The organism is Hymenobacter cellulosilyticus, from assembly GCF_022919215.1.
Taxonomy (GTDB): domain Bacteria; phylum Bacteroidota; class Bacteroidia; order Cytophagales; family Hymenobacteraceae; genus Hymenobacter; species Hymenobacter cellulosilyticus.
Genome location: NZ_CP095046.1, coordinates 3291883 through 3305196, shown reverse-complemented (window position 1 = coordinate 3305196; position 13314 = coordinate 3291883). Strand labels below are relative to the sequence as shown.

The window sequence follows — 13314 nt, the reverse complement described above, 5'->3', positions numbered from 1 at the left end:
CGCGCCCAGAAAGGTCGTAAAAGGCAACCGGGGCAATTGTGCGTACCTTGCGCCCCTGCCCTATAGAGTGGCTGAAGAGTCGGAAGCGCCCTGCTCCCGATCTTCAGCCACCCCACCCATCCAGCAACTAACCTTTCCGATATGAACGTAGGAGACCGGGTCCGTTTACTAACCGGCCGCGAAGAAGGCATCATCACCCGCCTGCTCGACAGTGAGCTGGTGGAAGTCGCCATCGACAACGACTTTACTATTCCTGTGCTGCGCCGCGAAGTAGTGGTGGTAGCCGCCGAAGAAACCAAAACCTTTGGCCTGAGCGCCAGCGCCGCCGCCGCCGAGAAAAAGATGGCCGCCAACGGTGCCGTGCAGGCTTCCAAAGCCGCCAAAGCGGCTGGCGTGGCCACTCAGCCGGCAGCCAAAAAATCGGAGGGCCCCGATGCACCGCCAGCCCCGAAAGCTGCCCCCGTGCAGAAGGGCTTGTATTTGGCTCTGACTCACCAGTCGCCCGAGCTGCTGGCCCTTCACATCATCAACCACACCGAGCGCGACGTGCTCTTCACCTACGGCGAGGAAACGGCCGGCAAGTACCGCGCCCTGTATGCCGACAAGCTCAAGGCCAAGTCGGTGAGTGTGCCCCTGGGCCACTGGCACCTTAAGGATTTCGACAAATGGCCGGCTCCGGTGATTCAGCTGCTGCCCCACCTACTGAACGACACCACGGCCTACGAGCTGCTCACCAAGCGCGTGCAGTTTAAGGCCAACAGCTTCTACACCAGCCGGCAGGCCAACGTGCCCGTGTTGCAGCGCGAAGCCTACCTGTTTCAGCTCGACGAAAAGCCCCGGTACCGGTGGCCGTAGCGCCCGAGAAGCTGGCCGAAACCTTGCAGCAGCAACTCAGCGGCAACGCCCCGGCCAAGCCCGCCGCCGTAGCTCCCGCTCCCGAGCCAGCCAAGGCCCTGGTAGCGCCGCCCCACGAGGTTGACTTGCACCTGGAAGCCCTGGACCCCACCGCCGCTAAAGCCGAGCCTGCGCTCAGCAACACGGCCATTCTGAAGCTGCAGCTCGAAGCCTTCGAGGACACGCTGAGCCGGGCCCTGGCTACCAACATGCACGAAATCATCTACATCCACGGCTCCGGCAACGGCACCCTGCGCAAGGAGCTGCACAAGCTACTGAGCCGCAACAAGGACATCAAGTTCTTCGAAGACTCCCAAAAAGAGAAGTTCGGCTACGGCGCTACCCTGGTCCGCCTGAAGTAGGTTTTTCCTCTGCTTTTGTCTTTCCTTCGTCTGTCATCCTGAGCCTGCGAAGGACCTTATCACCAAAGGACGAGTCGTAACAACGATTTTCGCTCTTACCAGATAAGGTCCTTCGCTAAGGCTCAGGATGACAGACTTTTTTAAGCCTCATTCGACGCCTATGTCCACCGATTTTGCCCAGCCTGTGCTCGTCACGCTGCCCGACCAGCGCCAGTTGGAGGTAATCCGGTACGGCGACCCGGCCCACCCGGCGGTGCTGTTTCACCACGGCTACGCATCCTCGGGCCTGAGCATTCCGCCCAATGCCGAGTTGCTAGCCCAGCTCGGGCTGCAGATTGTGGCGCCCAACCGGCCCGGCTCCGGCCGCTCGGACGTGCACCCGGCTATGACGCTGGAGTCGTTTGCCGAGGACACCGTTTTTGCCCTCGACGCCTTGCAGATTACCGGCCCGCTCACGCTGCTGGGCTGGTCGGCGGGCGGACTTTATGCCCAGGCTCAGGCGGCGCTGTTTCCCGGGCGCGTGGCCGCTTTGCATTTGCTCAACACCTGCCTGCCCTGGGGGAGCCCGAAACCTACCGCGCCCTGCCGCCCCGCTGGAAAACAATCAAGTTTCTCAACGACTACGCGGCCGGCCTGGCCAAACCGGTTTTTCGCCGCCTGAGTCAGCAGTGGACCCGGGAGCCCGACCGGATGATTGACCGGTTTATGAATATGCTCGGGCCCGCTGAGCAGGAGGAAGCCGGCAACCCCGTTTCGCGCATTGTGCTGCGCGACGCGGCCCAACATGGCTTCACCCACCAGGGCCAGGGCGTGTACTACGACGGGCAAGCGTTGTGCCGCCGCCCAAAGTTTGCTTTGACCGCCATTCAGGCTCCTACCACCCTTTGGCACGGCACTGCCGACTTTATCTGGCACCCCGACCCCATTTACTACCTGGCTTCCCGCCTGCCCCACGCCACTTTGCGCATGCTCCCCGACGAGGGCCACATGCTGTTTCTCAAGTACTGGCGCCAGATTCTGGAGCAGGTCCGCAGCGAGTTGTAGCTTTCTTCTTTTTTGATCCGTTTTTTGTCTGTCATCCTGAGCTTAGCGAAGGACCTTATCACGCTGGCACGAGTCGTTATTACGCTTGTCGTTCGTATCCCATAAGGTCCTTCAATAGGCTCAGGATGACAGACGATTTTACTCGCTTGTTATCCTATGTACGACCTCATCGGTGATATTCACGGCCACGCCGCCGAGCTGCGCCAGCTACTCATTAAGCTTGATTATACCCTGCAAAACGGCGTGTACCGCCACCCCAGCCGCCAGGTAATCTTCGTGGGCGACTTTGTGGACCGCGGCCCCAACATCCGGGAAACCCTGCAGATTGTGCGGGCCATGGTGGATGGCGGCGCGGCCCTGGCCGTGATGGGCAACCACGAGTACAACGCCATCTGCTTCTATGAACAGCACCCGCAGGGCGGCCACCTGCGGCCCCACATGCCGCGCAACATTCTGCAGCACCTGCGTACCATCGAGGAATTCAACGGCCGGGAGCTTTACCAAGAGTGGCACGACTACATTCAGTGGTTTAAGACCCTGCCCCTGTTTCTGGACCTGGGCCAGCTGCGCGTGGTGCACGCCTGCTGGGACCCGCGCCACATCGACTTTCTGCGCTCTGTGCTGGTCAACAATTGCCTGACCGACGCGGTGCTACTGCGCGCCACCGACCGGAGCACGCCCGAGTACCACGCCATTGAAGAGACACTCAAAGGCAAGGAAATAACCCTGCCTCCGGGCTTGAGCTTTTACGACAAAGATCGAAATGAGCGTACCAAGATGCGGGTACGCTGGTGGTGCAACCCCCAGGGCTGCACTTACAGTGACTACTATATGGAAAGCATTCCGGCCCTCGACTCCCACCCCGTCGACCACGCGGCCCTGCCCGATGCCTACCACTACGCCGAGGAAACGCCGGTCTTTTTCGGGCACTACTGGCTGCGCGGTACGCCCCAGATTCTGCGGCCCCACGCCGTTTGCCTCGATTACAGCGTGGCCCGGGGTGGCCAGTTGGTGGCCTACCGCTGGAGCGGGGAAAAGGAACTACGGGCCGAAAACCTGGTGACGGCCTAATACCTGGCTTCTAGTCGTCAGCTTTCTGCAAGCCGCTGTCCTCCCAGCCACCAGTAAGGCTTTACCCCCGCGTACCACCGTTCAGCTGCCCGCAACGAGGCGGAAAAGCACGGCCTCATCTTCCCTTCACGCAGCCCCCGCCCGAACCTCGTTACTTTGCGGTAACCTATTGCTTCTGTATGCCCCTGACTTTTCCCCGCCTCCTGGCTGCGGCCGCCCTGTTGCTCTCCACCACCCTGGCCGCGGCCCAAACCACCCTGCCCGTGCCCCTGAGTCTGCAGAAAACCTACGCCCAGGGCACCCGGGCCCAGAACGGGCAGCCCGGCCCCAAGTACTGGCAGAACACGGCCGACTACGATATCAACGTCAGCTTCGACCCCAAAACCCGCCTGGTGGCCGGCACGGTCACTATCAGCTACGTCAACAACAGCCCCGATTCGCTGCAGCACCTCTGGTTTAAGCTCTACCCCAACCTCTACCAGAAGGGTGCCCCCGCTCCAGCACCTTTAAGCCCGAGGACATTCACGACGGAGTGAAAATTTCGGCTCTGAGCATCAACGGGCAAGTATTCGACGTGAAAAAGCTGCGCATCGATGCCACCAACATGCCCGTGCCTATCAAAGCCCTGGGCAAGGGTCAAACAGCGAAGGTGGCTATTACCTATTCCTACACGCTCAATAAAGGCTCCCACATGCGCACCGGCGAAATTGAGCCCGGCGCCGACTTTGTGGCCTATTTCTTTCCCCGCATCACGGTGTATGATGACATCGACGGCTGGAACCGCTTTGCTTACAACGGCAGCCAGGAGTTCTACAACGACTTCTGCAACTTCAAAGCCGCCATTACCGTGCCCCGCAACTTCGTGGTGTGGGCCACCGGCGACCTGAAAAACGCCGACCAGGTGCTTACCAAAAAGTACGCCCGCCGCCTAGCCGATGCCGAAAAAAACGACGCTGTGGTCCACATCATCGACGACACCGACCTGAAGCGCCAGGATATCACCGCCGCCAACGCCCAGAACACCTGGCGGTTTGAGGCCCGCAACGTGACGGACTTCGTGTTTGCCACCGCCGACCACTACGTGTGGCAATCGACCAGCCTGGTGGTGGACCCGGCCACCAAGCGCCGCACCCGCGTGGATGCCGTGTATAACACCAAGCACAAGGACTACCACGAAGTCATCGGGTTTGCCCGCCGCACGGTGGAGGCCATGAGCTACACCTTCCCCAAGTGGCCCTTCCCCTACGCCCACGAAACCATCTTCGACGGCCTCGACCAGATGGAGTACCCCATGATGGTGAACGACAACCCGGTGGAAACCCGCGAGGATGCCATTACCCTCACCGACCACGAGATATTCCACACCATGTTCCCCTTCTACATGGGCACCAACGAAACCAAGTACGGCTGGATGGACGAGGGCTGGGCCACCATCGGCGAGTGGATTATCAGCAACATCATCGACCCCAAGCTGGTGGATGAGTACGGCGTGGAGCCCTACGCCCGCGCCGCCGACTCGGAAAACGACCTGCCCATCATCACGCTCAGCACCCAGCAAAACGGCACGCCCTTCTTCCTGAACTCCTACCCCAAGCCGGCCCTGGGCTACTACTACGTGCGCGACCTGTTGGGCGAGGAGCTCTTTACCAAGGCCCTGCACACCTACATCCGCAACTGGAACGGCAAGCACCCGATGCCCTACGACTTCTTCAACTCCATGAACGAGGGTGCGGGTCAAAACCTGAACTGGTTCTGGCAGCGCTGGTTTTTTGATGGTGGCTACCCCGACCAGGCCCTGCAAAGCGTGAGCAAGGAAAGCATCGTGGTGGAGGCCAAAGGCAGCAAGCCCATGCCCGTGGACCTGACCGTGACCTTCGCCGACAACACGACCCAGAAGCTGCACCGCACCATTGCCGTGTGGCAGGACGGCAGCAAAACCGTGACCGTGCCCCTGGACGGTAAAAAGGCCGTGAAGAAAGTGGTGCTGGGCAGCACCTACACCCCGGATAACAGCAAGGCGAACAACGTGTGGGAGGCGAAGTAATCAAAAGCCTTATTTTCTAGGCGAATGGAGCTGTTCTTCATCTGGATGAAACGAATCTGGGCTCTGGGTTTTGCAGTGTTTGCGACCTACATACTCTATTCAGCATTCCATACCCCCTCTTGCAAATCCATCTTAGCGGATCAGTTGCGGCTTAATTTTGATGGAATAGTAGTAGCCAAGCGTAAGCCTGCACTAAGCCACAGCAGCTTTTACATTGACCTAATTGCTCAAGGTGACTCTCTTACCTACTTGGTTGAAAAACGGGGTACTGAAGAAGAATTTTGGAATAGCGTCCCAATCGGTGCTAGGGTAAGCAAACGTGCTTCCTCTCCATCGTTTGTTATCACCAAGCCAAATGGCCAAGCTATTACTCATGTCTTTATCTGCAATGAGTAGCTTCTAGCTCTAGTGTAGAGCATCTGCCAGGTTCCACCTGTGACTTAGCGGCAGAAAGCCCTCCACCTGCCTGCATTACAAGGCCGCTCTAACGTGGCCAGACTCACAACGTGTGGGTCTTCCCAAGTAAATTTCTCTGACAATAACTCGTGATTACAACGCGTGGGAGGCGAAGTAGACTATACGATGCGGTCTGATGCCGGGGAGTCGGCCAGACTAAACCAGGCTTGGCAGGAATTAGGAGACTGGTACAAACGGCTTTCCCAGCAAAAGAAAGAGCTGCTGAACCAGACTGCCGACGAAGACAGTCCCTTACTTGAGGCCATAATCTGTGTAAGCTCCTTACGAGCGATAGTCCACTACGGAAACCATGTTATTGGCTTAGCAGCCCGGCTATTTGAGCTCTCGACCCAGGAAAACAAAACCTGGAGTGACAAGCAAAATATTACGGGCTACTGCATGGGCGTCGTCCGCAACGCCTGGCTGATTCCCTTCCGGATGGTTCAATTACTGGATAAAGCCCAGGACACCGTAGCCGTCTACTCTCACCTCCCCGATTTCGAGGAAATAAAACGGCTTATTAGCTCTATTTACACCCAGGTCCGGGAGTCAGGGGCTCTTTCCAAACTCTGCCACGCGCTAGACCAGCACTACCGCGCCCATATCGATAACCCGGTGGTTGGCTCCCTGCGGCTCGATACGGATATCCGGTATGACGCGCAGTATGCTCTCATCAACCGTGTTCTGGAGCTTTATCAGCCGGTATTTGAGCTGATAAAGCTGGTAACTGCGGCAAATGACTCGCTAGTAAAAGCATTACCAAACCCGGTTGTCAGGCTACCGGACCGAAAGTTGCCCCGCTAGCTGGCAGCGGCTCTAGCTGGGTTACATTCCATCCTTGCCCCGCATAAACCAGTGCACTCCCAACTTCCCAGCCGCTATGCGTTGCCTGCTCTGCTACCTTGCCCTTGGCCTGCTGCTCACTAGCTGCGACAACCCGGCCGTAAGCTTCGACTCGTTTGCCGTAACCCGACCGGTAAATCTGGCCCGGCAGCTAGGCCCCGCAGTCACGCTGCTGGGCCCCACCGACACCCTGCAGCTACGGCTGCATTTCGACGCGGCCAGCGGCACTACCCTGGTTACCAGGGCCCAGGACAGCGCGATGATACTCGAAGCCCGTATTTTTTTCCGGCGAGGCCTATACTACGCCGTCGAAGACTGGGAATCGGGCTGCTGGGTACACGCCTTGCGCATCCGGGGCGGGCAGGTTCAGGGCTTGGCTACCGGCTACGAGCAAATGCTGGACCTCTCCACGCTGGTGCAGCGCGGTAACTTCCGGGAGCTGGTGCGCTACCGCAGCCTCAGCAACGACAGTATCTGCCTGCGCTTCGATGCCCGGCGGCTGCGTTCCTTCTACCTTGCCCAGCTAGACAGCCTCCCCAGCTACCGCCTGGCTCCCGCCCAGTCCGCCGCCCCGGCTGCCCGAGTAGCCGCGGCCACCCCCGACCCGGACCGCCCGCACCTCTACCCCAACCCTGCCTCCACCACTACCACGTTGCGCTTCGCCTCGGCAGTGCCCCGCACCGTGCGGCTCTACAATGCAGCCGGCCAGCTTGTGCAAACAATTGAGACGCTAACGGCCAGCACAGCTCTTCCCGTGCAAGACTTGCCGGCTGGTACCTATGCCGTGCGCATCACGGGTACCACGCCCCAGACCACCCGTTTGTTGGTGCAGCATTGAGTTATATAGCAACCAAAAAAAGGCCCGCCGGATAACCGGCGGGCCTTTTTTAAATCTTTGTAGCGTACCGCCTACAGGTGAGCAATAGGGTCAGCCGAGCCGTCGGGGTCGTTTTTCACGGTGCCGCTGGTCGTAAAGGCTTTACCCTTCAGTAGCAGCACACCAGCCATGTGAGGAGCCGCCATGGAGGTGCCGCTGATGGTGTTGTAGCTCCCGCTCAGCCAGGTCGACTGGATGTTTACCCCGGGCATGCAGAAGTCGATGGGCGGGTTGCCGAAGTTGGAGAACGAAGCCCAGGTATCGGTACTGTTCATGGCCGAAATAGTGTAGATGTTGGCCCCATTCACCCGGGCCGGCGAGGACGTATTAGCGTCAGCTGACGAGTTGCCGGCGGCCAGGGCGAAGAGCACGCCGCCGGCCGAGGCCCGCAGCACGGCGTCATCCAGGGCCTGCGACACACCACCGCCCAGGCTCATATTGGCCACGTCGCCGGCTTTGCCGTTGGCACCTACGTAGTCGACGCCGGCAATAACACCGGAATTGGAGCCGCTGCCGCGGGAGTCCAGCACGCGCACCGCTACTACCGTCGCGTTGGCGGCCACGCCTACGACCCCGATGGTGTTGTTCTTGGCCGCAATAGTGCCCGCTACGTGGGTGCCGTGGCCGTTGCCGTCGTTAGGCGACGCATAATTGGCGCCGCTGGTCAGGAACGACCGGCTGCGGCCAGCGTCCACGTTCAGGTCAGGGTGCGTCAGGTCGATTCCCGAGTCGATAATCCAGGCCGTGCGGCCGGTGCCGTCGGCCGAGCCCACGCGGGTAATGCCGTAGGGCGTGGTTTGGGCCGCCGGGGTGGTTCCGCCGCCGGCAGTGGGCTTACCTAGGGAAATAATCCGGTCCTGCTCTACATAAGCTACCCGGGCATCGGCCCGCAGCTCATTGGCTTCGGCGGCCGACAGGGCGGCCGAAAAGCCTTTCAGGGCGTGGCCGTAGGCATGGCCCAGGGCCTCGGCGCGGGCTCCACGCGACTTAAGAATGCCCTGCCCTACTTCTTTTACTTTCTTTACTTTTTCCGAGTACGACTCGCCGGCACCGGTTTCCACCACGCCTTCCTTCAGAACCACGATATACTGGCCGGGAATGGCGCCTTCGTCCGATTTGGCGTCGTTGCTACTCTGGGTTACCCCCGGGTCGTTTGGCTGCACATTCTCTTCCGAGCAAGCGGTAAACATCGTGCTGGCCGCAATTGCCGAAGCACTCAATAACCAAGCAAAGCGGGCATTGTGTCGTTTCTTCTGCATTCTACTGGGGGTAAAGGTGGGAAAGAAAAGAAAGTAAAGCCGCAGCAGCCGAAAGTCGAATTCAAAATCCAGAACCCAAGGAAGTTATATTCCCGCCGACTGCTACCGATTGGCAGGTTGTACGGGCCGAACCTGCTTTTGTCACAAAGGATTCCCTTATCCATTGAAAACTTATCAACAATCCACCACATAAGTAGATACATCTATCAGCAAAACCACTGTATATCTGTTATAAAGGCAAGGCACAATGAGTTTGTATATAATTATGTCAATAGGTTTAGTTATATATTTCAATACCTTAAAGCCTCCCTCTGGATACTATGACACCATCGTTTAGTCCTACTGATTATCTCACTCTTTATCGGCTGCATTACTGCTCACAGAAGCGCGGGAAGTACGACCCAGGCAGCGCTACCCAGCGCCCGAAAGGCCTGATAGCGCCAATTCGGGTCCGGGCCGCGGCACTTCTCGACTCCGGCGTTAGGCTGCCAGCCCGGGAAGCCCTACCTTTGCCCGCAGTGATGGGTCGCCCCACCGCGGCAAGGGAGGCAACTCCGGCGACGAGGAAAGTCCGGGCAACGCAGAGCACCCTGCTTCCTAACGGGAAGGACTGGCAAGCGTAAAGTGAACCAGGACAGCCAGTGCCACAGAAAATTACCGCCAAGCGGTGAAGTGGTGAGTTGGTGAACTAGTGAGTTATTGTTCAAACTGCGCAAGCAGAACCTCAAACTCACCATTTCACAATTTCACCATCTCACCTTTGGTAAGGGTGAAAAGGTGCGGTAAGAGCGCACCAGCGGCTGGGCAACCATGCCGGCTGGGTAAACCTCAGGGGTTGAAAGACCAAATAAGCTGGTACGCAAGCCTTTCGGGGCCTGCACCGGGCGGCTCGTCCGGCGCCAGCGGGTAGGTTGATGGAGCCTTTCCGCGAGGACTGGCCTAGATAAATGGTGGGGCCGCTTCTGCTTGCAGGGGCGGACAAAACCCGGCTTACAGACTCATCACCGGCTCTACAAACGGCCGCCGCAGCTTCGGGTGCGGCGGCCGTTTTGCGTGGGTGAAGCCGCGGCTCGTGCGGAAGTCCTTTCACCGTCTTGTAATAAGCTCGCCAACTGGTGGAAGTTGGCCCTCCCCAAGCGTGGTGATACACTCCCGCCGGGAAGTTGCTCCTACCTATTTGCGTACGAGCAACTTCCCGGCGAAGTAGGGCAAACGCATTTGTGGCAGGGCACTTTCCAGGGAAAGTTGTTCCAACTGATTTGCGGCAACTGCACTTTCTAACGCCGAGGCCTGCCTGCACTTGCGGCACACAAGGGCTTTGGATGCCTTATGGGCTACTCACACCGTTTTTCGCGTAGGCATGCACTGCACGGCTCACTCTTTTCGTTACATTCGCTCCCCTACACCTCCCCCAACCGTATGCCCAGAATCCTGATTATTGACGACGAAAAAGCCATCCGGAATACTCTCAAGGAGATTCTGGAGTACGAGAGCTACACCGTCGACCAGGCCGAGGACGGCCCTTCCGGCCTCGATATGCTGATTAAAAACAAGTACGACGTGGTGCTCTGCGACATCAAGATGCCCAAGATGGACGGCATCGAGGTGCTGGAGCGGGCCCAGATTGCCTCTCCGGATGCCGCTTTTATCATGGTCTCGGCCCACGGCAACATCGATACGGCCGTAGATGCCACCAAAAAGGGCGCGTTCGACTTCATCCAGAAGCCACCGGATCTGAACCGCCTGCTCGTGACCGTGCGCAACGCCCTGGACCGCACCAAGCTGGTCACCGAAACTAAGACGCTCAAGAAGAAGATTGCCAAGAGCTCCGAGATGATTGGCTCCTCGGCCGAGCTCGAAGCCGTGCGCAAGCAGATTGCCAAAGTAGCCCCCACCGACGCCCGCGTGCTGATTACGGGGCCCAACGGGGCGGGTAAGGAAATGGTAGCCCGCAATCTGCACGAGCTCAGCAACCGCGCCAACGGTCCCCTGATTGAGGTCAACTGCGCCGCCATTCCCTCCGAGCTGATTGAGTCCGAACTATTTGGCCACGAGAAAGGCTCGTTCACGTCGGCTGTGAAGCAGCGCATCGGCAAGTTTGAGCAGGCCGACGGGGGCACGCTTTTCCTGGACGAAATCGGCGACATGAGCCTCTCGGCCCAGGCCAAGGTGCTGCGCGCCCTGCAGGAAAACAAGATTACCCGCGTGGGCGGCGAAAAGGAAATTTCGGTGAACGTGCGCGTTATTGCGGCTACCAACAAGGACCTGCAGCAGGAAATTGCCGACCGCAACTTCCGGGAAGACCTTTACCACCGCCTCTCGGTTATTCTGATCAAGGTGCCGGCCCTCAACGACCGGCGCGACGATATTACCGACCTGGTGCAGCGCTTCCTGCAAGACATTGCCCGCGACTACGGCGACAAGCCCAAGAAAATCGATCAGGCCGCCCTCGACTACCTCAAGGGCCTCGACTGGCGCGGCAACATCCGCGAGCTGCGCAACGTGGTGGAGCGCCTCATCATCATGAGCGACGACACCATCACCGAAGCCGACGCCCGGGCCTTTGCCGGGAAGTAAGAAGTTTGTCATTGCGAGGCCGAAGGCCGTGGCAATCCGTCCTCTGCGAAGTGACCAACGTCCTTTAACCAGAAAGCCCTTTCCCGTTTCGCACGGGAAAGGGCTTTTCACATTTACCAAGGCTTGTCACTTAGGTGAGGAAGGTCCTTCGCTCCACTTCGATGCGCTCAGGATGATAGCCAAAAAATCTACCCAGCCATTTGATTACAGCCGCGCACATCGGAATTATCCATGCGGCCCAGCACTTCGAACGAGCCGTCGGGGTGTTGGCGGGCCAGGTCCTTGGTTTCGATAAAGGCGCAGGAATCGATGTTGGCCAAGTCGATGACGTTGATGGCCCCGTCGGGCCGGGTAGTGGATACCGAGAACGGGTCGGCAGGGTCGCGCAGTAGCACGCGCAACGGCGCGGGGCAATGGAAACGGCCGTCGCCGAGGCTGTAGGCCTGGGACAGCAGCTCGGTCATGCCGTATTCGGAGTGAATACCGGCTGGCCCGAAGGCCTGCTGCAGTTCGGCGTGCAGCTCCTCCCGAATCATCTCCCGCCGCCGGCCCTTCATGCCCCCGGTTTCGAGCACCGTCAGGCCCTGCAGTTCGGGCGCGGCCCCGTACTCGGCCACCAAATCCAGCAGGGCGTACGAAACGCCGATAAGCATGACGCGGCGCGTGGGGTCTTGTTTGGCCTCTGCCAGCGCCTGTAGCAGCGCAGCGTGGTCGTGCAGGAAAAAAGCGGGCTGCGTCTGGCCGGATTCCTGGGCGAAATAATCCACCATGGTCACCAACGACGACTGGCCTTGCTCCAAGTAAGACGGCAGCAGGGCCAGAAACGTCCAGCTGCTGAGCGGGCTCCCGTAGGCCTGCTCAAAGATGCGGGCCGCGTTGCGGCGGTACAGCTGCGGGTCGCGCACGAGGTGGCGGCTGCGCTGCTGCAGGGTAGTGCCGCTGCTCAGGAATACTTCCTGGGGCTCCCAGTGGGCCGGCTCGGTGCGCACCTCGTGGGTTTTGAAGAACTCAATGGGCAGGAAAGGAATATCAGTTAGCTGTTGCACTCCCTCTGGTGGCCGGCCCAGGTACTGCAGCCACTGCTGGTAGGGCGGGCAATGCCGTGCCTGGTAGCGAAACAGGCGGAGGGCAGCCGCTTCAAAAGTGGCGGCCGTGATGGAAGGTAGGCTCAGGAGAAATTCGTCGCGGAAACTCATTAGGGGGCGGCGTGGTTAGCGAATTAGTATAACAAACCCGGCGGCACTTCGTTGAGAAGTTGTACCTTCCAGCCCTGGGTGCGGCCCCGCGTTTCTACCTCTATTGCTGCTTTCTATGACCATGTTTCGTACGCTGAAAATTGGCGCTGCCGCCGCAGTGGCGGGCACCGCCGGCTTACTGACTTCCTGCCTGGAGGCCCCGGACTATCCGACCACGCCCCACATCGACTTCAAGGAAGTACGCGCCGAACGTTTCAATTTCGGGGCGGACAAACTCCCGTCGACACGGTGCGCATCACCATTGACTTTACCGATGGCGACGGTGACCTGGGCCTGAGCCCGGAGGAAAAGGACGCTCCCTACAACCCCGCCGATGCCAACGGCAATTACAACCGCACCACCGACAACTACTTCATCACGGCCTACAAGCGCAACAGCACTACCGGTGGTGAATTCGTACCCGTGGTGCCAAGTAGTCCGCAGGGCTACAACAGCCGTTTCCCCAAGCTGTTCAGTGCTGAAGCTAAGCCCGGCCCCCTCAAGGGCAGCCTTACCCTCACCCTGCCATTTTATTTGGGCAGCCCTTTCCGCCCCGGCGACGAAGTCCGCTTCGACGTGAGCATCATGGACCGCGCCCTGAACGAGAGCAACCGGATTACCACTTCCAGCTACGTGGTTCAGCCCCGTTAAT

Annotated in this window: 15 protein-coding genes and 1 other RNA gene; 14 read left to right on the top strand and 2 right to left on the bottom strand. The window is 59.3% G+C overall.

Translation table 11 applies throughout. From position 1 onward, the window contains the following. Nucleotides 1-141: 141 nt before the first annotated feature. The 10 genes from MUN79_RS16185 to MUN79_RS16140 all read left to right on the top strand — a co-directional run bounded on the left by MUN79_RS16185 (nt 142) and on the right by MUN79_RS16140 (nt 7552). Entirely contained in the window at nt 142-855 is a 714-nt protein-coding gene (locus MUN79_RS16185) for a DUF8465 domain-containing protein (RefSeq protein WP_244673709.1), read from the top strand. Beyond that, nucleotides 846-1256: a Smr/MutS family protein gene (locus MUN79_RS16180; RefSeq protein ID WP_244673708.1), complete on the top strand. Its 411-nt coding sequence runs from the start codon at nt 846-848 to the stop codon at nt 1254-1256. Before MUN79_RS16185 ends, MUN79_RS16180 begins: the two co-directional genes overlap by 10 nt. 160 nt (nt 1257-1416) lie before the next feature. Then, nucleotides 1417-1917, top strand: a complete 501-nt coding sequence (locus tag MUN79_RS16175) for an alpha/beta fold hydrolase (RefSeq protein ID WP_244673707.1) — start codon at nt 1417-1419, stop codon at nt 1915-1917. Nucleotides 1918-1967: 50 nt separating this feature from the next. Then, nucleotides 1968-2300, top strand: coding sequence for an alpha/beta fold hydrolase (locus MUN79_RS16170; RefSeq protein ID WP_244673706.1), 333 nt, complete (start codon nt 1968-1970; stop codon nt 2298-2300). Nucleotides 2301-2456: 156 nt separating this feature from the next. Next, a complete protein-coding gene (locus tag MUN79_RS16165) occupies nt 2457-3371 on the top strand; it encodes a metallophosphoesterase (RefSeq protein WP_244673705.1) in 915 nt (304 codons plus the stop codon). Nucleotides 3372-3550: 179 nt separating this feature from the next. Next, complete coding sequence (locus MUN79_RS16160; RefSeq protein WP_244673704.1) at nt 3551-3907, top strand: hypothetical protein; 357 nt, start codon at nt 3551-3553, stop codon at nt 3905-3907. Next, nucleotides 3904-5415 carry a M1 family metallopeptidase gene (locus MUN79_RS16155; RefSeq protein ID WP_244673703.1) on the top strand — a complete coding sequence of 504 codons (1512 nt, stop codon included), beginning with the start codon at nt 3904-3906 and terminating at the stop codon, nt 5413-5415. Before MUN79_RS16160 ends, MUN79_RS16155 begins: the two co-directional genes overlap by 4 nt. Before the next feature lie 24 nt (nt 5416-5439). After that, entirely contained in the window at nt 5440-5811 is a 372-nt protein-coding gene (locus MUN79_RS16150; protein ID WP_244673702.1) for a hypothetical protein, read from the top strand. A gap of 162 nt (nt 5812-5973) precedes the next feature. Beyond that, a complete protein-coding gene (locus MUN79_RS16145; RefSeq protein WP_244673701.1) occupies nt 5974-6675 on the top strand; it encodes a hypothetical protein in 702 nt (233 codons plus the stop codon). A gap of 76 nt (nt 6676-6751) precedes the next feature. Then, the gene (locus MUN79_RS16140) at nt 6752-7552 is read left to right on the top strand and encodes a T9SS type A sorting domain-containing protein (RefSeq protein ID WP_244673700.1); all 801 of its coding nucleotides are present in this window, start codon (nt 6752-6754) and stop codon (nt 7550-7552) included. Between the two features lie 71 nt (nt 7553-7623). Here the strand turns inward: MUN79_RS16140 and MUN79_RS16135 are convergent, their stop codons facing one another. Beyond that, on the bottom strand, nt 7624-8850 hold the full coding sequence (locus tag MUN79_RS16135; protein WP_244673699.1) for a S8 family serine peptidase: 1227 nt from the start codon (nt 8848-8850) through the stop codon (nt 7624-7626). 518 nt (nt 8851-9368) lie between these two features. Here MUN79_RS16135 and rnpB point away from each other — a divergent pair. Both rnpB and MUN79_RS16125 read left to right on the top strand, forming a co-directional pair. Further along, nucleotides 9369-9859: RNase P RNA component class A (gene rnpB, locus MUN79_RS16130), an RNA gene on the top strand. A gap of 410 nt (nt 9860-10269) precedes the next feature. Further along, nucleotides 10270-11427, top strand: coding sequence for a sigma-54-dependent transcriptional regulator (locus MUN79_RS16125; RefSeq protein WP_244673698.1), 1158 nt, complete (start codon nt 10270-10272; stop codon nt 11425-11427). 188 nt (nt 11428-11615) lie between these two features. Here the strand turns inward: MUN79_RS16125 and MUN79_RS16120 are convergent, their stop codons facing one another. Beyond that, nucleotides 11616-12623 carry an acyl-CoA synthetase family protein gene (locus tag MUN79_RS16120; RefSeq protein ID WP_244673697.1) on the bottom strand — a complete coding sequence of 336 codons (1008 nt, stop codon included), beginning with the start codon at nt 12621-12623 and terminating at the stop codon, nt 11616-11618. Nucleotides 12624-12738: 115 nt separating this feature from the next. On the opposite strand from MUN79_RS16120, the gene MUN79_RS16115 reads away from it, so the two are divergent. Next, nucleotides 12739-12960: a hypothetical protein gene (locus MUN79_RS16115; RefSeq protein WP_244673696.1), complete on the top strand. Its 222-nt coding sequence runs from the start codon at nt 12739-12741 to the stop codon at nt 12958-12960. Beyond that, a complete protein-coding gene (locus MUN79_RS16110; protein WP_244673695.1) occupies nt 12912-13313 on the top strand; it encodes a hypothetical protein in 402 nt (133 codons plus the stop codon). Before MUN79_RS16115 ends, MUN79_RS16110 begins: the two co-directional genes overlap by 49 nt. The last annotated feature ends 1 nt before the right edge of the window (nt 13314 follow it).